The 16,881-nt window shown below is 75.0% G+C and carries 15 protein-coding genes and 1 pseudogene; 13 read left to right on the top strand and 3 right to left on the bottom strand.

Annotation, left to right across the window (positions count from 1 at the left end; all coding sequences use genetic code 11):
* Positions 1–26: 26 nt before the first annotated feature.
* Positions 27–905 carry a DUF559 domain-containing protein gene (locus tag ACI8AA_RS19230; protein ID WP_457045983.1) on the top strand — a complete coding sequence of 293 codons (879 nt, stop codon included), beginning with the start codon at positions 27–29 and terminating at the stop codon, positions 903–905.
* 3 nt (positions 906–908) lie between these two features.
* Here the strand turns inward: ACI8AA_RS19230 and ACI8AA_RS19225 are convergent, their stop codons facing one another.
* Positions 909–1,313, bottom strand: a complete 405-nt coding sequence (locus tag ACI8AA_RS19225) for a CAP domain-containing protein (protein WP_457045982.1) — start codon at positions 1,311–1,313, stop codon at positions 909–911.
* Between ACI8AA_RS19225 and ACI8AA_RS19220 the strand changes: the two genes are divergently transcribed.
* Positions 1,303–2,007: a hypothetical protein gene (locus ACI8AA_RS19220; protein WP_457045981.1), complete on the top strand. Its 705-nt coding sequence runs from the start codon at positions 1,303–1,305 to the stop codon at positions 2,005–2,007. The genes ACI8AA_RS19225 and ACI8AA_RS19220 overlap by 11 nt on opposite strands.
* 208 nt (positions 2,008–2,215) lie before the next feature.
* Positions 2,216–3,535, top strand: coding sequence for a hemolysin family protein (locus ACI8AA_RS19215; protein WP_457045980.1), 1,320 nt, complete (start codon positions 2,216–2,218; stop codon positions 3,533–3,535).
* A gap of 6 nt (positions 3,536–3,541) precedes the next feature.
* Here the strand turns inward: ACI8AA_RS19215 and galE are convergent, their stop codons facing one another.
* A complete protein-coding gene (gene galE, locus ACI8AA_RS19210; protein WP_457045979.1) occupies positions 3,542–4,498 on the bottom strand; it encodes a UDP-glucose 4-epimerase GalE in 957 nt (318 codons plus the stop codon).
* 56 nt (positions 4,499–4,554) lie between these two features.
* Between galE and hisC the strand changes: the two genes are divergently transcribed.
* From hisC to ACI8AA_RS19190, 4 genes and pseudogenes are all read left to right on the top strand, one after another.
* Positions 4,555–5,694, top strand: a complete 1,140-nt coding sequence (gene hisC, locus ACI8AA_RS19205; protein WP_457045978.1) for a histidinol-phosphate transaminase — start codon at positions 4,555–4,557, stop codon at positions 5,692–5,694.
* Positions 5,695–5,709: 15 nt separating this feature from the next.
* Positions 5,710–6,729 (top strand): tryptophan--tRNA ligase, encoded by a 1,020-nt coding sequence (gene trpS, locus ACI8AA_RS19200; RefSeq protein ID WP_457045977.1) that lies wholly within the window; start codon positions 5,710–5,712, stop codon positions 6,727–6,729.
* The gene (locus ACI8AA_RS19195) at positions 6,726–7,295 is read left to right on the top strand and encodes a 2'-5' RNA ligase family protein (protein WP_457045976.1); all 570 of its coding nucleotides are present in this window, start codon (positions 6,726–6,728) and stop codon (positions 7,293–7,295) included. Before trpS ends, ACI8AA_RS19195 begins: the two co-directional genes overlap by 4 nt.
* Before the next feature lie 222 nt (positions 7,296–7,517).
* Positions 7,518–8,207, top strand: a pseudogene (locus tag ACI8AA_RS19190) (YihY/virulence factor BrkB family protein); the annotation flags it as partial.
* 31 nt (positions 8,208–8,238) lie between these two features.
* Here ACI8AA_RS19190 and ACI8AA_RS19185 read toward each other — a convergent pair.
* A complete protein-coding gene (locus ACI8AA_RS19185) occupies positions 8,239–9,570 on the bottom strand; it encodes a D-alanyl-D-alanine carboxypeptidase family protein (RefSeq protein WP_457045975.1) in 1,332 nt (443 codons plus the stop codon).
* Between the two features lie 244 nt (positions 9,571–9,814).
* On the opposite strand from ACI8AA_RS19185, the gene ACI8AA_RS19180 reads away from it, so the two are divergent.
* The 6 genes from ACI8AA_RS19180 (at position 9,815) to ACI8AA_RS19155 (ending at position 16,846) form a co-directional block, all read left to right on the top strand.
* Entirely contained in the window at positions 9,815–10,879 is a 1,065-nt protein-coding gene (locus tag ACI8AA_RS19180; protein WP_457045974.1) for a BMP family lipoprotein, read from the top strand.
* A gap of 234 nt (positions 10,880–11,113) precedes the next feature.
* On the top strand, positions 11,114–12,679 hold the full coding sequence (locus ACI8AA_RS19175; protein ID WP_457045973.1) for an ABC transporter ATP-binding protein: 1,566 nt from the start codon (positions 11,114–11,116) through the stop codon (positions 12,677–12,679).
* On the top strand, positions 12,676–13,884 hold the full coding sequence (locus ACI8AA_RS19170) for an ABC transporter permease (protein WP_457045972.1): 1,209 nt from the start codon (positions 12,676–12,678) through the stop codon (positions 13,882–13,884). The genes ACI8AA_RS19175 and ACI8AA_RS19170 overlap by 4 nt, the downstream gene beginning before the upstream one ends.
* On the top strand, positions 13,881–15,158 hold the full coding sequence (locus ACI8AA_RS19165) for an ABC transporter permease (RefSeq protein WP_457045971.1): 1,278 nt from the start codon (positions 13,881–13,883) through the stop codon (positions 15,156–15,158). The genes ACI8AA_RS19170 and ACI8AA_RS19165 overlap by 4 nt, the downstream gene beginning before the upstream one ends.
* Entirely contained in the window at positions 15,159–15,575 is a 417-nt protein-coding gene (locus ACI8AA_RS19160; protein ID WP_457045970.1) for a cytidine deaminase, read from the top strand.
* Positions 15,575–16,846 (top strand): thymidine phosphorylase, encoded by a 1,272-nt coding sequence (locus tag ACI8AA_RS19155; protein ID WP_457045969.1) that lies wholly within the window; start codon positions 15,575–15,577, stop codon positions 16,844–16,846. The genes ACI8AA_RS19160 and ACI8AA_RS19155 overlap by 1 nt, the downstream gene beginning before the upstream one ends.
* Positions 16,847–16,881: the final 35 nt, after the last annotated feature.

Raw genomic sequence — 16,881 nt, 5'->3', positions numbered from 1 at the left:
ACGGCGGGTCACGGCAGGCTCGCCCGGTGCCCCGGCCCCAGCGTCCCGCCGTACTCCGCGGCCGGGTGTTCCGCGCGCGGGACGCCATCACCGCCGGGCTGCTGACCCCGTCCGCCCTCCGCAGCAGCGCCTGGCGCCGGCTCCACCGCGGTGTCTACGCCGACGCCGAGTTGCCGGACGGCCCCGACCTCCACATCAGCGGCGCGTGCACGCTCGTCCCTCCCACGGCCGTGTTCAGCGGCCGGACGGCGGCCCACCTGCACGGCGCCGATGTGCTCATGGGCGTGGCGACGCCGGTGGAGGTGTCCGTCCCCACCGGCGTGCGGTTCGGGCCGGTCACCGGTCTCCGGGTCCGGCGGACGGCGCTGGCGCCCGCCGACGTCGTCCAGGTGCGTCGCCGACGGTGCACCAGCAGGACCCGGACGGCGCTCGACATCGCCCGGACGGAGCCGCTCGGGGAGGCGGTGGCGGCCCTCGACGTCCTGCTCGCGCGCGGCGTGGTCGACCGCGCCGGACTCCGCCGGTCCCTCGAGACGCTGCCGTCCCCGCGGGGCGCGCGGCGGGCACGCCAGGCGGTGGAGGTGGCCGACCCGCGGGCCGAGTCCCTGCCCGAGTCCCGGGTGCGCGTGCTCCTCGCCCTGGCCGGCCTGGTCGCCGTGCCGCAGTACACCGTCCGCGACGACGGGGGCGGCTTCGTCGCGCGGGTGGACCTGGCCTTTCCCGAGCACCGGCTGGCCGTGGAGTACGACGGCGCCTGGCACGGCGAGTCCGGTCAGCTGGCGCGGGACCGGCGCAGGCTCGACGGGCTCACCGCGGCCGGCTGGCGGGTGGTCTTCGTGAGCGCCGCCGACCTGCGCGACCCCGAGGCTCTGGTCGCCCGCGTCGCCGAGGCGCTCGCGCGGTGAGGGTCAGGCGCCGAAGAGCTGGGTCCACCACGGGCCGCCGGAGCCCTCGGCCACGCCCACGCCGAGCGTCGTCAGCGAGCAGTTCAGGATGTTCGCCCGGTGGCCGGGGCTGTCCATCCACGCCGCCATCACCGCGGCCGGGTCGGGCTGGCCCTGGGCGATGTTCTCCGCCCGCGCTGTGCTGACGCCCGCGGCCCGGGCCCGGTCGAACGGGTCCAGCCCCTCGGGGGTGTCGTGCGAGAAGTAGCCGCGGTCGCGCATGTCCGCGCTGTGCGCCCGCGCGACGGCGGCCAGCGCCGCGTCCGCGACCACCGGCGCGCACCCGGCGGCGGCGCGCTCCTGGTTGACCAGGGCCAGCACCGCGGCCTCCGCCGAGGGCGCGGCCGGGGCGGCGGCGGTGCGGGCCACCGGTGCCGGCGCGGGCTCCGACGACGGGGTCGGCGTCTGCGCCTCCGGTCCCGCCGCCGACGCGGACGAGGACCCGGCCGACGACGGGGACGCGGCGGACGACGAGCCGCCCGGCGCCGGGGCCGAGGACCCGGGCAGCGCCGACGACGCGCCCGCCGAGGACGAGGACGCCGAGGCGGACGACGAGGACGAGGAGGGCGAGGACGAGGAGGGCGAGGACGAGGAGGGCGAGGACGAGGAGGGCGCCGACGACGCCCCGCCGGCGGCGGTGGAGCGACCCGCCGACGACGAGGTCCCCGGCGCGGAGGTGTCCGCCGCGGACGAGCCCGGCGCCGGCGAGCCGGGCGCGGGGGAGTCCGCGGTCGGCGAGCCCGGCGCGCCGGGTGTCGTCCCCGGGGCGGTGGTCGGGGAGCCGTCGACGCCCATCGTGACCACGCCGGTGCGCTCCGCGCCGTCCTCCGCGCCGTCCTGCACCGCGTCCGCCGCGGAGGTCGCCGCGGACTCCGCCGTCGACAGCGCGCCCCGGCCGGCGGCCATCAGCGGCACGAGCAGCGCGATGCCGCCCACGACGAGGACGACCAGCAGGACCGGCAGCAGCCGGCGGGCGCGGCCCCGGCGCCGCGGCGGGCGCTGGGGGGCCACCGGAGCGGCGTGGCGGGCGGACGGCGGGGAAGACCGGTGGCGCACGGGGTGATTACCTCACGAAGTCGACAAGTCGCTTTCTGTGACTTCGTGGAGAGTAGCCGTAGCCGGACGTCACCCGGGAGGGTGACGTGACGGAGGTCACAGCAAGTCCGTCCGAGGGCCGTGGGAGACGTCTCCCGGGCGCGCGGTGGGTTTCGAGTGCCCCTCCGGGCAGCATGGACGGACCACCACCCCGAGACGCGAGGAGCACGCCGCCGGTGAGCGACGTCTGGCTCGACATCGTCATGGTCGTCGTCTTCGTGCTGATCGGCGGCGTGTTCGCCGGCGCGGAGATCGCGCTCGTGTCCCTGCGCGAGGCCCAGGTCCGGGTGCTGTCGGAGCGGGGCCGCCGCGGCCGCGCGCTGGCCCGGCTGCTCGGCGACCCCAACCGCTTCCTCGCCGCCGTCCAGGTCGGCGTCACCCTCGCCGGCTTCCTGTCCGCCGCCTTCGGTGCCAGCACCCTCGCCGAGCCGTTCAGCGACTGGCTGGTGCGCCGCGGGCTCCGCGAGGGCGTCGCCGACCCGCTGGCGCTCGTGCTGGTCACCGTCGCGATCAGCTACGTGTCCCTGGTCGTGGGGGAGCTGACCCCCAAGCGGCTCGCGCTGCAGCGCGCCGAGGGCTTCTCGCTGCTCGTCGCCCGGCCGCTGAACGCCATCGCCCGGCTGTCCCGCCCGGTGATCTGGCTGCTGTCGGCGTCGACGAACGTGCTGGTCCGGCTGCTCGGCGGCGACCCCAGGGCCAGCGGTGAGGCGATCAGCCAGGAGGAGCTGCGCGACCTCGTCGCCGCGCACGAGTCGCTGTCCAGCGACGAGCGGCGGCTCATCGACGAGGTCTTCCGCGCCGGCGACCGCGAGGTGCGCGAGGTCATGACCCCGCGCACCGAGGTCGAGTTCCTCGACGCGACGACGACGGTCAGCCGCGCCGCCCGCCAGGTCGCCGAGTCCGGCTGGTCGCGCTATCCGGTCACCGGCCGCGACCAGGACGACGTCGTCGGGTTCGTGCACGTCCGGGACCTGCTGCTGCCCACCCACCCGGCCGGGCGCGCGGCGACCGTCGGCGACATGGCCCGCGAGGTGAAGCGGCTGCCCGGCACCGCGGGCGTGCTGACGGCGCTGTCGGAGATGCGCCGGGAGAACCAGCACCTGGCGGTCGTCGTCGACGAGTACGGCGGCACCGACGGGATCGTCACGCTCGAGGACCTCATCGAGGAGGTCATCGGGGAGATCTACGACGAGTACGACGAGGAGGTCGCCCCCGGGGACGGCGACGAGCCCGGCGGGCCGCACGACGTCGACGGGCTGCTCAACCTCGACGACTTCGCGCAGGTCACCGGCCTGCGGCTGCCCGAGGGCCCGTACGAGACGGTCGCCGGCTACGTGCTCGCCGAGCTCGGCCGGCTGCCGGACGTCGGCGACGCCGTCGAGGTCGAGGGCCGCACGCTCACCGTCCTCGAGCTCGACGGACGGCGCATCGCCCGGCTCTCGGTCACCCGGGCGCCCGACGTCGAGCCGGCCGGGGAGGACAGCCCGGCCGGCTGAGGCCGCTCAGCCGCGCTTCTGCGCGACCTCCCACGCGTCGCGCACGATGCCCGCCAGGTCGGTGTGCCGCGGCGTCCAGCCCAGGTCGGCGCGGATGCGGTCGCTGGAGGCCACCAGCTGCGCCGGGTCGCCGGCCCGCCGGTCGCCCACCTGCACCGGCACCGGGTGCCCGGTCACCTCGCGGACGGCGTCCACGACCTCCTGCACGGAGAACCCGGTGCCGTTGCCCAGGTTGTAGACCCGGTGCTCGCCCGGCTCCGGGGCGGTGAGTGCGAGCAGGTGCGCGTCGGCGAGGTCGGAGACGTGGATGTAGTCGCGGATGCAGGTGCCGTCCGGCGTCGGGTAGTCCTCGCCGTAGACCGTCATCGCCTCGCGCTCCCCGGCCGCCACCTGCAGCGCGATCGGGATGAGGTGGGTCTCGGTGGTGTGCCGCTCGCCCAGGCCGTACGCGGCGCCGGCCACGTTGAAGTACCGCAGGCTCACCGCGGCGAAGCCGTACGCGGTCGCGTACGAGGTCAGCATCGCGTCGACGGCGAGCTTGGTGGCGCCGTAGGTGTTGGTCGGCCGGGTCGGCGCGTCCTCGCGGATCGGCACCTGCTCGGGCTCGCCGTAGGTGGCGGCGGTGGAGGAGAACACGATCCGCCGGCAGTCGACCGCGCGCATCGCCTCGAGCAGCGCCAGCGACCCGCCGACGTTGTGCTCCCAGTAGATCTCCGGCTTGACCTGCGACTCGCCGACCAGGCTCTTCGCCGCGAAGTGCAGGACCGCCTCCGGCCGCACCTCGGCCAGCACCGGCGCCGAGTCCTGCAGCGTGGCCTGCACGAACCGGGCGCCCTCGGGCACGGCGTCGGCGTGCCCGGTCGACAGGTCGTCGAGCACGGTGACCTCGTGGCCGCCCTCGAGGAGAGCGGCGGTGACTACGCTGCCGATGTAGCCGGCCCCACCGGCGACGAGAACGCGCATGGGGCCACCCTAGGAGTCGGCGCCCGGGAGCACCGGGCGCGCGGAGGTCGAGCCCCGTGGTCACTGCCCGTCCGGCCGTCCAGGCGCTGCCGGCCTACAAGCCCGGCCGCAACCCGGCCGACCTGGCGCGCGAGCTCGGCGTCGACCGCGCCGTGAAGCTGGCCAGCAACGAGGTGCCCTTCCCGCCGCTGCCGGCCGTCCTGCGGGCGCTGACCGAGACGGCGGGGGAGACCTACCGCTACCCCGACAACGGGGCCGCCGTCCTCACCGCCGCGCTGGCGGAGCACTACGGCGTCGACCCGGCGCAGGTCGTCCCCGGCTGCGGCGCGGTCATGCTCTGCCAGCAGCTGGCCCAGGCCTTCAACGACCCCGGGACGGCGATCGCCTTCGCCTGGCGGTCGTTCGAGATGTACCCGCTGCTGGCGCAGGTCGCCGGGGCACGGAGCCTGCAGGTGCCGCTGGTGCCCTCGGCCCCCGGCGGCGCCCCCGACACCCACGACCTCGACGCGCTGGCCGCCGCGGTCGACGACGACACCCGGCTGCTGTTCGTGTGCAACCCCAACAACCCGACCGGCACCGCGGTCCGGCGGGCGGAGCTCGAGCGCTTCCTCGACCGGGTGCCCGCGACGGTGCTGGTCGTGCTCGACGAGGCCTACCGCGAGTTCGTCACCGACCCCGACGTCCCCGACGGCCTGGAGCTGATGCGCGGGCGCCCGAACGTCGCGGTGCTGCGCACGTTCTCCAAGGCCTGGGGCCTGGCCGGCCTGCGGGTCGGCTACCTGGTCGCGGAGGACCGCGCCGTCGCCGACGCCGTCCGCCGCACGCACGTGCCGTTCAGCGTCTCGATGCTCGCCCAGGCCGCCGCCGTCGCCGCGCTCGGCAGCCAGGACGAGGTCCGCCGCCGCGTCGCCGCCGTCGTCGCCGAGCGCGAACGGCTCACCGCCGCCCTGCGCGGGCGCGGCCTGGAGGTGCCCGACAGCCAGGCCAACTTCGTGTGGCTGCCGCTGGGGGAGCCGTCCGCCGCGACCGCCGCGGCGCTGGAGGCCCGCGGCGTCATCACCCGGCCGTTCGCCGGCGAGGGGATCCGGGTGACCGTCGGCACGCCCGAGGAGGACGACCTGTTCCTCGCCGCGCTCGACGACGTGCTCGCCGCCACGACCCCCGACACGGTGCGCCCCGGCGCGCCGGTCGCCTAGCGCCCGGCTGGTTTGATGGCCGTCGTGCCTCTTCCCCGTGTCCTGTCCGGCATCCAGCCGACGGCGGGCTCCTTCCACCTCGGCAACCACCTCGGTGCGCTCCGCCAGTGGGTCGCGCTGCAGGAGACGACCGAGGCCTTCTACTGCGTCGTCGACCTGCACGCGATCACGCTGCCGCAGGACCCCGAGGAGCTGCGCCGGAACACCCTGGTCTCGGCCGCCCAGCTGCTGGCCCTCGGCGTCGACCCGCAGCGCAGCACGCTGTTCGTGCAGAGCCACGTGCCCGAGCACCTGCAGCTGTCGTGGGTGCTCGAGTGCCTCACCGGCTTCGGCGAGGCCGGCCGGATGACGCAGTTCAAGGACAAGAGCCAGCGGGAGGGCACCGCCTCGGCCTCGGTCGGGCTGTTCACCTACCCGGTGCTGCAGGCCGCCGACATCCTCGTCTACCAGGCCGACCAGGTGCCGGTGGGTGAGGACCAGCGCCAGCACCTGGAGCTGACCCGGGACCTCGCCACCCGCTTCAACGGCCGCTTCGGCGAGACCTTCACGCTGCCGGAGACCCTCATCCCGGCCGGCGGCGCGCGGATCATGGACCTGCAGTCGCCGGACAAGAAGATGAGCAAGAGCCTGCCGCCGGCCGGCTGCGTGTTCCTGCTCGACGACCCGAAGGTGACGGCGAAGAAGATCCGCTCGGCGGTCACCGACACCGGCCGCGAGGTCGTGGCCGACCCGGTGAGCAAGCCCGGCGTCACCAACCTGCTGACCATCCACAGCGCGCTGTCGGGCACCCCGGTGGCGGAGCTGGAGGAGCGCTTCGCCGGCCGCGGATACGGCGACCTCAAGAAGGAGCTCGCCGAGGTCGTCGCCGAGTTCGTGACGCCGGTCCGCGAGCGCACCCACGAGCTGCTCGACGACCGCGCCGAGCTCGAGCGGCTGCTGGCCGCCGGCGCCGCCCGGGCGCGCGAGGTGGCCGCGGGGACCGTCCGCGCGGTCTACGAGCGGGTCGGCTTCCTCGCGCCGGTGGCGGGGTCGTGAACGACGACACGTTCGTCCCGCGCAGCCGGACGGCGCCGCCGGAGACCGCCGTCGTCGGGGTCCTGGTGCCGATCCCCGAGCCGTGGGCACAGCTGCTGACCGACTGGCGCGCCAAGGTGGGCGACCCGCAGGCGGGCTTCGTGCCGCCGCACGTCACGCTCCTGCCGCCCACCGAGGTGCCCTGCGCCGACCGGGCGACCATCACCGAGCACCTGGTGCGGGTCGCCGCGGCCCACCCGCCCTTCGACATGCACCTGTCGGGCACCGGCACGTTCACGCCGGTCTCGGAGGTCGTGTTCGTCGCCGTCGCGCGGGGCATCGGCAACTGCGAGCTGCTGGCCACCGACGTCCGGTCCGGCCCGCTGGCCCGCTCACTGACCTACCCGTACCACCCGCACGTGACCGTGGCGCACGACGTCCCGCGCGACATGCTGGAGCTGGCCTACACCGGCCTCGGCGACCTCTCCGCGGAGTTCCGCGTCACCTCGTTCACCGAGTTCGAGCAGACGCCGGAGGGCACCTGGGCGGTCGCCCGCGAGTACCCCCTCACCGGCCCGCCGCACTAGGCCCCCGCGCGGCACCCCCGTCCAGGGACCAGACTCGGACCAGTGGGTGCACCCCGGGACGGACGGCCGCGCGCCGCCGACGTCGTCCGCGCGCCCTGGTCCCGCATCGCCGGGGTCGGCTCCCGGATCACCGCCGTCGTCGACGCCCAGCGCCGCCGCCGGCCGTGGTTCGACCACCTGGCGCGGGCCGGGGGGCGCTACACCCGCACCCAGGGCGACCTCATGGCCGCCGGCGTCACCTACTTCGTGTTCCTCGGGCTGTTCCCGGTCCTGCTGCTGGTCGCGTCGGTCATCGCGCTGGTCCTCTCCGGCGACGCGCTGCTGCAGCAGGAGCTCTACGACGCCATCCGCGAGGCGTTCCCCGGCTCGACCGGCGAGCAGATCGTCCGGGAGCTGCGCTCGGCGGTCAGCGCGGCCGGCATCACCGGCCTGATCGGCGTCGCGGGCTTCCTCTACGCCGGCCTGCGCGCGATGGACAAGCTGCGGATCGGCATGGAGCGGATCTGGAAGGGCCACGTCGACGAGCCCGAGTTCTGGCGGGACAACCTCGCCGACCTCGTCGCGCTGGTCGCCCTCGGCGGGGCCGGCCTGGCCTCCATCGGCCTGACCGGCTTCGCCACCCAGGCCGCCAACGGCGTCCTGTCCGTCTTCGGCGTCGAGGACGCGCCCGGCTGGGGCGCCGTCAGCAGCGTGGTCGGCATCGTGCTCGCCTTCGCCGGCGACGTCCTGGTCTTCCTGTGGCTGCTGCGGGTGGTGCCCTCGACGTCGCACCCGCTGCGGCTGCTCCTGCCCGGCGCGGTCTTCGGCGCGGCCGGGTTCGAGCTGATGAAGCTGGCCGGCAGCCTCTACCTGTCGCTGATCTCCGGCAGCGTCACCTCGTCGGCGTTCGGCGGCGCCGTCGGCATCCTCGTGTGGATCAACCTCGTGGCCCGGTTCGCGTTCTTCACCGCGGCGTGGACGGCGACCCTCCCGGCCCTGGAGCGGACGGTCCCGACCGCCCCGGAGGACCCTGCCGGTCCCGGGAGCCCCGCCGGCCCGGAGGACCCGCCGGTCCCCGCGGAGCCCGGCGCACCGCCCGCCGCCGGCCGATGAGCGTCGCGGCCACCACCGCGACCGCCGCCGCGCCGAGCGCCACCGCGCCCAGGGCGGGCGGGCCGTCGTCCGCGGGGGGAGCGGGCCGGGCCGGGCCGGCGGCGACCTCGGCCGGCCCCGCGGGGGAGGGGGCGGCGGTCGTCGTCGGCTCGGGAGGGACGACGTCGGCGGCGGAGTCGACCAGCGTGCCGACCCTGCCCAGCGACGGCGGCACGGTGAACCCCCAGTCGAGCAGCAGCGCGGCCTGGTCGGCGGCGCGGCGCGGCACGTTCTCGGTGCCCATGACGCTGACCACCAGCCGCCGCCCGTCGCGCTCGGCGGCGGTGACGAAGGTGTGCCGGGCGGCGTCGGTGAAGCCGGTCTTGCCGCCCAGGATCCCCGGGTAGCCGGCCAGCGGGTTCTGGTTCTGGATCTGGAAGCCGGGCGAGCGGCCCTCGACGCCGGGCATCTGCGCCGTCGGCGTCATCAGGATCCCGGCGGTGACCGGGTCGGCGACCAGCGCGCGGAAGAACAACGCCAGGTCGTAGGGCGAGGAGGTCTGCCCGGCGACGTCGAGGCCCGACGGCGAGCCCGCGACCGTGTCGAAGGCGCCCATCTCCAGGGCGGTGGCGTTCATCGCGTCCACGGTGGCCGCCGTCCCGCCGAACGCCCGGGCCAGCGCGTTGGCCGCGTCGTTGCCCGACTGCATGACCAGCGCCTGGAAGAGCAGGCCGACCGGATAGTGGCCGCCGACCACGATCCCGACCTTGCTGCCCTCCATCGCCTCGTCCTCGACGGTGCCGTCGACCACCGTCGCCGGGTCCAGCCGGTGCGCCAGGGTGAGCAGCGTCAGCGTCTTGAGCGTGCTCGCCGGGTAGTAGCGGCCGTGCGGGTCGCGGGCGGCCAGGACGTCGCCGGTGCCGGCGTCGGCCACCAGCCACCCGGCCGCGACGACGTCGGCCGGCAGCGGCGGCGCGCCGTCGACGACGACCGTGCCGCGGGTGTCCAGCCCCTCCCCGCCGACGGTGACCCCGCCGGGGCCCTCGCCCTGCGGCGGGCCGCCGGGCAGCGGCGCGGTCGGGGTCGGGGCGGCGAGGTCGGCGGTGGGCCGCGCGGGGTCGGGGGCGGCCACCGCCGGGCCGCCCCCGAGGAGGACGGCCAGGGCGGCCAGGACGGCCGCGAGCGCACCCCGTCGTCGCCGCACGGGGGGACGCTAGCCCCGGCGGCGCCCCCTGCGGGGACCGGGCGCAGTGGCGGGGGCCACGGGACCCGGGCCGCTTCACAACGATCCCGTCTCGGTCCGCCGCAGGCATGGCGACCTGCCCGGAGAGCGCGGTTAGCGTGCCGGGGTCGTCCACGTCCGGGCGGCCGCTCGCGGCCGCGACCAGGACCCACGGGAGCGCCCTCCGCGTCCTTCGCGGGCAGCTCCCTCCAGAGAGGAGATCGTCTTGCGCCGAGCGCGGAAGATGAAGGCCGCAGCGCTGCTGCTGGCCGGCAGCATGGCCCTGGCGGCCTGCGCCAGCGACGAGCCCGCCGCGGGCGGCGGGGGCGGCGAGGGCGGCGGCAGCGCGGAGGAGTTGCGCGTCGGCCTCGCCTACGACACCGGTGGCCGCGGTGACCGGTCGTTCAACGACTCCGCCTACGCCGGTGTGTCGGCGGCCGTCGAGGCCCTCGACGGCGAGATGCAGGAGCTCAGCCCCAACGACGACGCCTCCAACCGGGCCGAGCTGCTCACCCAGCTGGCCGAGCAGGGCTTCAACCCGGTCATCGCCGTCGGCTTCAACTACGACGACGTCATCGCCGAGGTCGCGCCGCAGTTCCCCGACACCACGTTCGCGCAGGTCGACGGGTCCAACGAGGACGGCGCCAAGGGCGACAACGTCACCGGGCTCGTCTTCGCCGAGGAGCAGGGGTCGTTCCTGGCCGGCGTCGCCGCCGCGCTGAAGAGCGAGAGCGCCCACATCGGGTTCGTCGGCGGCGTGGAGAGCCCGCTGATCGAGAAGTTCGAGGCCGGCTTCGTGGCCGGGGCCCAGGCGGTCAACCCGCAGATCGTCATCGACCGGCAGTACATCTCGCCGGCCGGTGACTTCAGCGGCTTCAACGACCCGGCCCGCGGCCAGATCGTCGCCCAGGGCATGTACGACGCCGGGGCCGACATCGTCTACCACGCGGCCGGTGGCTCGGGCGTCGGCGTCTTTCAGGCCGCCGCCACCGCCGGCAAGCGCGCCATCGGCGTCGACTCCGACCAGTACCAGACGGTCGACGACCCGGCGCTCCAGGCCGTGATCATGACCTCGATGCTCAAGCGGGTCGACAACGCGGTGGAGGCCTTCATCAACGAGTTCTCCGAGGGCACCGTGGAGGGCGCTGCCGACGTCCGCTACGACCTGGAGAGCGAGGGCGTCGGCCTGTCCACGTCGGGCGGCTACATCGACGACATCCAGCAGGACATCGACGGCTACGCCCAGCAGATCATCGACGGCACCATCACGGTCCCGACGACGATCGAGTGACCCGCTCGGGAGTCACTCTGCACGACTGATCCACCCTGCGACGCGGGCCCGGGCGGGAAACGCCCGGGCCCGCGTCGTGCCGGGGCCGCCCCAGGCGCGGACGGAGCCCGGCGAGTAGGGCACCATACGCACGGCCCCTGGGCCCGAAGCCCGGCGCAGCGGCTGATCCCGCGCGCCGGCGCCGTCCGAAGTGACCTCCCGCCCACCGGCGGGCCACAGCGAGGAGTTGCCGGCATGGCACCAGCAGACTCGCCAGCAGACAGTCCGGCAGCGGGCGACGCCCCCCTCGCCGTCGAGCTGCGCGGGATCACCAAGCGCTTCCCCGGCGTGGTGGCGAACCGGGACATCGAACTGCGGGTCCGTCGCGGTGAGGTGCACGCCATCGTGGGCGAGAACGGCGCCGGCAAGTCGACGCTGATGAAGACCCTCTACGGCGAGCACCGCCCCGACGAGGGCCAGGTCCTCGTCGACGGCCGTGAGGTGGCCCTCCGCAGCCCGGGCGACGCCATCGCGGCGGGCATCGGCATGGTCCACCAGCACTTCATGCTGGCCGACAACTTCACCGTCCTGGAGAACGTCGTCCTCGGCAGCGAGCCCACCCGGCGCGGCCGGCTGGACCTGGCCGAGGCGCGCCGCCGGATCACCGAGATCTCCGACCGCTACTCCCTCGGCCTGCGCCCCGACGCGCTGGTCGAGGACCTCGGCGTCGGCGACCGGCAGCGGGTCGAGATCGCCAAGGTCCTCTACCGGAACGCGCGGACCCTGATCCTCGACGAGCCGACCGCCGTGCTCGTGCCGCAGGAGGTCGACGAGCTGTTCGCCAACCTCGCCGAGCTCAAGCGCGAGGGCCTGACGGTCATCTTCATCTCGCACAAGCTCGACGAGGTGCGCCGTGTCGCCGACTCGATCACGGTCATCCGGCGCGGCACCACGGTCGGCACGGCCGACCCGAGGACGACGACGGCCAAGCAGCTGGCCGAGTTGATGGTCGGTGCCGAGCTCCCCACCCCGGAGACCCGCGAGTCCACCGTCCGCGAGACCCCCGTGCTGCAGCTGACCGGCGTCACGGTCACCGACGTGGGGCACCGTCCCGTGGTGGACGACGTCACGCTCACCGTGCGTGAGGGCGAGGTCGTCGGCATCGCCGGTGTCGAGGGCAACGGCCAGGCCGAGCTCGTCGACGCGATCATGGGGCTGCGCCCGCTGGCCGCCGGGTCGGTCGTCCTCGGGACGGACGACGTCACCGGCTGGAGCACCCGCGCCCGCCGGGAGGCCGGTGTCGGCTTCATCCCCGAGGACCGGCACCGCCAGGGCATGCTGCTGGACGCGCCGCTCTGGGAGAACCGCATCCTCGGCCACCAGACCCGCCCGCCCGCGGTGAAGGGTCCCTTCATCGACCGCCGCGGCGCCCGCGCCGACACCGCGCGGATCATGCGGGAGTACGACGTCCGCGCCCCCGGCCCGGACACGCTGGCCGTCGCCCTCTCCGGCGGCAACCAGCAGAAGCTGATCGTCGGGCGCGAGATGAGCGCCGCGCCGCGGCTGCTCGTCGCCGCCCACCCGACCCGCGGCGTCGACGTCGGCGCCCAGTCGGTGATCTGGGAGCTGCTCAAGGACGCCCGCGCGGAGGGACTCGGGATCGTGCTCATCTCCGCCGACCTCGACGAGCTGATCGGCCTGTCGGACACGCTGCACGTCATGCTCCGCGGCCGCCTGGTGGCCACCCTCGACCCGCGGCGGGTGACCCCCGAGGAACTCGGCGGGCACATGACCGGCGCGCGGACGGCGGGTGCGGCGTGAACGGCCTCCTCCGCCGGGTGGGGCTGTCCCTGCTCGGCCCCGTGCTCGCCGTCCTGGTCGCCCTGGTCATCTCCGCGGTGGTCATCGTCCTCATCGGGCAGGACCCGCTCGAGGCGTTCGGGGTGATGGTCGACCTCGGCACCACCCCGTCGCAGCAGGTGCAGTCGATCGTCGTGATCCTCAACCGGGCGGTGCCGCTCTTCCTCGCGGGGCTCGCCGTCGCGGTCGCGTTCCGGATGGGCCTGTTCAACATCGGCGTCGAGGGCCAGTACCGGCTGGCCACCATCCTGGCCGCCGGGGTCGGCGCAGCCGTGGTGCTGCCCGCCCCGCTGCACGTGCTGCTCATCGTGGTCGTGGCGATGGTGGTGGGGGCGCTCTGGGCCGGCATCGTCGGCGTGCTCAAGGTGACCCGCGGCGTCAGCGAGGTCATCAGCTCGATCATGCTGAACTTCGTCGCGCTGGGCCTGGCGTCGTTCCTGCTGACCGGCCCGCTGCGGGGGAGCCCGCCGGGTGCCTCGATCATCACGACCTCGGAGATCCCCGAGTCCGGCCGCTTCCCGAGCCTCAACGGGCTGCTCACCGGGCTGGGCCTGGCCGCACCGCGCAGCGGTCTCTACGGCTTCCTGCTGGTCGCGGTCGTGGTCGGGGTCGTCGTCGCGGTGCTGATCAAGCGCACCCGCTTCGGGTTCGACCTGCGCGCCACCGGCCTGTCGCCCTCCGCGGCCACCGCCAGCGGTGTCGACGCGCGGCGCATGGTCGTGAAGACCATGCTGATCTCCGGCGCGATCGCCGGTCTGATCGGCCTGCCCGACCTGCTCGGGTCGCAGTTCGACTACGGCACCGAGTTCACCGCCGGCCTCGGCTTCCTCGGCATCGCCGTCGCCCTGCTGGGCCGCAGCACCCCGGTGGGCATCGCGCTGGCCGCGCTGCTGTTCGCCTTCCTCGACCGGGCGGCACTGCCCCTGCAGTTCGCCGACATCCCGTCCTCGGTCGTCACGATCATCCAGGGCACGATCGTGCTCGCCGTCGTCATCGCCAACGAGATCGCCCGGCGGCTGGCGCTGCGCTCGGCCGAGCGGGCCGGTGCGTCGGCCGGTCCGGCACCGGACGGCGGCGGGGACGGCGCGGCGCCACCGCCTCCCGCCCCGGACGGCGGGCAGGTCCGCGCCGGTGCGCCCGGGGACCAGCAGGGAGCACGAGCATGAGCACGACGGCGACGACCCGCACCGGTCAGCCCAGCCGCGGCCCGCTCACCGACCTGCTGACCGGCGGCGGCCGGGCCCGGCGGGTGCTGTGGGTGCTCGTCGGCCTGTGGCTGCTCTTCTCGCTGGTCCGCGTCATCTCGGGCGAGCAGGAGCTCACCTCGTCCTCGACGCTCCGGGCCGCACTGCTGCTCGCCGTCCCCATCGGACTGGCGGCGCTGGGCGGGCTGTGGTCCGAGCGCGCGGGCGTGGTGAACATCGGCCTCGAGGGGATGATGATCCTCGGGACCTGGGGCGCGGGCTGGGCCGGTTACCAGTGGGGCTGGGCCGGCGCGGTCATCGGTGGCGTGGTCTTCGGCGCGGCCGGCGGTCTGCTCCACGCGATCGCCACGGTGACGTTCGGCGTCGACCACGTGGTCTCCGGCGTCGCGATCAACATCCTCGCCGAGGGCGTGGTCCGCTTCCTGTCCGAGCTGCTGTTCGACGAGAGCACCGGCGGTGGTCCGACGCAGTCGCCGTCCCTGAGCAGCGACCCGCCGGACTTCTCGCTGCCGGTGCTGTCCTCGGGACCGGACCTGCTCGGCGACCTGGAACAGCAGCACTGGTTCCTGGTCAGTGACGCAGCCGGGCTGCTGCGCGGGCTGACCAGCGGCGTGGGCCTGCTGACCCTGCTCGCCGTGCTGCTCGTCCCGGTCTCCTACCTGCTGCTGTGGCGGACGGCCTTCGGCCTGCGGCTGCGCTCGTGCGGTGAGAACCCGGCCGCCGCGGACTCCCTGGGCGTGCCGGTCTACCGGCTGAAGTACCTGGCCGTGATCGTCTCCGGCGCGCTGGCCGGCCTCGGTGGCGTCTTCCTGGTGTTCGTGGCGGGCATCTACCGCGAAGGTCAGACAGGGGGTCGTGGCTTCATCGGCCTGGCCGCGCTGATCTTCGGCAACTGGCGACCCGGCGGGCTGGCGGCCGGGGCGGGCCTGTTCGGGTTCGCCGACGCCCTGCAGCTGCGCAGCCAGACCGCGGTGGTGGCCCTGCTGCTGCTCATCGCCGTCCTCCTCGCCGTGCTGGCGGTCGTGCAGGCCCGGCGCGGGAGGTGGCTCGTCGCCGGGATCGCCGGGGTCTTCGCCGCCGCCTCGCTGGTCGGGTTCCTCACCATCGACCGGCTGCCCGAGGGGATCGTCTTCTTCACCCCGCACCTGACCACGCTGCTGGTCCTGTCGCTGGCCTCGCAGAGGTTGCGCATGCCGAAGGCCGACGGGGTGGTCTACCGAAGAGGAGAGAACTAGATGGGGGACGTCGACTGGGACGCCCTGCGCACGGCGGCCCGGGAGGCCATGACGCACGCCTACGCGCCGTACTCGCGGTTCCCCGTGGGCGTGGCCGGGCTGGTCGACGACGGCCGGGTGGTCACCGGCTGCAACGTCGAGAACGCCAGCTACGGGCTGGGCCTGTGCGCCGAGTGCGGGATGGTCAGCGACCTCGCCCGCACCGGCGGCGGCCGGCTGGTCGCGGTGGCGTGCGTCGGCGGCGACGGGCAGCCGCTGATGCCCTGCGGGCGCTGCCGCCAGCTGCTGTGGGAGCACGGCGGCCCGGAGATGCTCATCGAGACGGTGTCGCTGGGCATCGTGCCCATGCGTGAGGTGCTGCCCGACGCCTTCGGTCCGGAGGACCTGGTCGCGGCGGAGGAGCGGGGGCAGGGCTGATGGACGCCATCGACGTGCTGCGCGCCAAGCGCGACGGCGCGGCGCTCACGCCCGAGCAGATCCGCTGGGTCATCGGCGCCTACACCGACGGCACGGTGCCCGACGAGCAGATGAGCGCGCTGCTCATGGCGGTGTTCTTCCAGGGCATGTCGCCCGGCGAGCTGTCGGTCTGGACCCAGGCGATGATCGACTCCGGCGAGCGCAAGGACCTGTCCTCGCTCGGCCGCCCGACCGCCGACAAGCACTCCACCGGCGGGGTGGGCGACAAGATCACGCTGCCGCTCGCGCCGCTGGTCGCCGCGTGCGGCGTCGCCGTGCCGCAGCTGTCGGGCCGGGGGCTCGGGCACACCGGCGGCACGCTGGACAAGCTCGAGTCGATCCCGGGCTGGCGGGCCGACGTGCACGAGGACGCCTATCTGCGGCAGCTCGCCGAGGTGGGCGCGGTGATCTGCGCGGCCGGGCACGACCTCGCGCCCGCGGACAAGAAGCTCTACGCGCTGCGCGACGTCACGGCGACGGTCGAGTCGATCCCGCTGATCGCCAGCTCGATCATGAGCAAGAAGATCGCCGAGGGCGCCGACGCGCTGGTCCTCGACGTCAAGACCGGGTCCGGGGCGTTCATGAAGGACCCGGAGGCCTCCCGCGAGCTGGCCCGCACGATGGTCGGGCTGGGCGAGGCCGCCGGGGTGAACACCGTGGCCCTGGTGACGGCGATGGACCGGCCGCTGGGGCGCGCCGCGGGCAACGCCGTCGAGGTGGCCGAGTCGGTGGAGGTGCTCGCCGGCGGCGGCCCGGCCGACGTCGTGGAGCTGACCCTGGCGCTCGCGCGGGAGATGCTCACCGGCGCGGGGCGCCCCGACGTCGACCCCGCCGACGCGCTGCGCGACGGCCGGGCCATGGACGTGTGGCGGCGGATGATCACGGCGCAGGGCGGCGACCCCGACGCCCCGCTGCCGCAGCCGGCGGAGCGGCATGTGGTGACCGCCCCGGCCACCGGCACGCTCACCCGCCTGGACGCCTACGCCCTCGGCGTCGCCGCCTGGCGGCTCGGGGCCGGGCGGGCGCGCAAGGAGGACCCGGTCTCGGCCGCGGCGGGCGTCACCTGGACGGCGACGGTGGGGGAGCAGGTCACCGAGGGCCAGCCGCTGCTGGAGCTGCACACCGACGACCCGGCGCGCATCGAGCGGGCGCTGGAGGCGCTGGAGGGCGCGGTCGGCGTCGACACCGGCGACGAGCCGCTGCCGCTGCTGCTCGACCGGATCTCGGCCTGACGAGCGGGCCCTCCGTGTCCACGTCCGCGGACGTG

The organism is Geodermatophilus sp. SYSU D01180, from assembly GCF_054050415.1.
The sequence above is the reverse complement of the archived record's forward strand: the minus strand, read 5'-3'. Positions and strand labels throughout refer to the sequence as shown.